Origin of the sequence: Citrobacter sp. Cm046 (assembly GCF_030333065.1) — a bacterium.
GTDB lineage: Bacteria > Pseudomonadota > Gammaproteobacteria > Enterobacterales > Enterobacteriaceae > Citrobacter > Citrobacter murliniae.
In genome coordinates this window covers 1-776 of record NZ_JAOWGP010000011.1, presented here as the reverse complement: position 1 = coordinate 776, position 776 = coordinate 1, and the positions used below count along the sequence as shown (strand labels likewise).

Annotated in this window: 1 protein-coding gene; it reads left to right on the top strand. The window is 47.4% G+C overall.

Going from position 1 to position 776, the window contains the following annotated elements; all coding sequences use genetic code 11:
- Positions 1-776: Tli4 family immunity protein (locus OGX98_RS00765; RefSeq protein ID WP_286594703.1), on the top strand; the 776-nt coding region annotated here is incomplete at both ends.

Here is a 776-nt window from a genome sequence, read left to right as displayed (position 1 = left end):
GGATAATAATATCTGGGCGGCGGTAATTTCCCGGCCGGAAGATACCTATAAAACCTACCTTGCGACAAAGAAAATGTACCGTCCGGGTTTTGTACAGCTGTTGGTAAGAAGGGAGGTGGAGTTACGTGCCAGCAATACCATCAGAAGTGAAAATATGCCCTTTTTGAAAAAGGTCTGGCCGTTACCGGATGGTATGGATGGTGTGATTTTTGAACGGAATGAAAACGAAAGTGTTGCAGATGCCATGCGAATTCTGGAAGGATATTTGTATAGCAACGGCGTGGTTATCAAATTACAGAAGCGGACAGTCAATGATTCAGCTTTGCGTTATGAAAAGCAACGCAATGGTGATCCGAACCAAAATTACGTCGCAAGTGATGTCAGCCAGATGCAGTTGCTGATGGCGAGGATTAGCGGCAGGGATAATGATGCCATTCCGACGAAGCCTGGCTCCTGTATCACCCATGCGTTTATTGCCACCGACCCGGCGGCAATGGATCGGGAGGATATCTCCGTTGGGCTTGAAAGCAAGACGCTGGAACATATCAGAATTATTCTCTCCACCGATAACTTTACGCGTGAAAAAGACACGGTGCTGGAGAGAGCAGGTGAGATAGAGAGTAACTTATACCGTGGCCACGTGGAAAGAAAAGGTGCCTTTAATGTTAACGGGCTGCAGGCCCAGGAGTTTCTGGTAACGGGTTTACAGGCATCTCAAGACGAGCCGCGTTACGGTTTTGATATGTTCATCAATGAAACGACAGCCAGCTACAAGA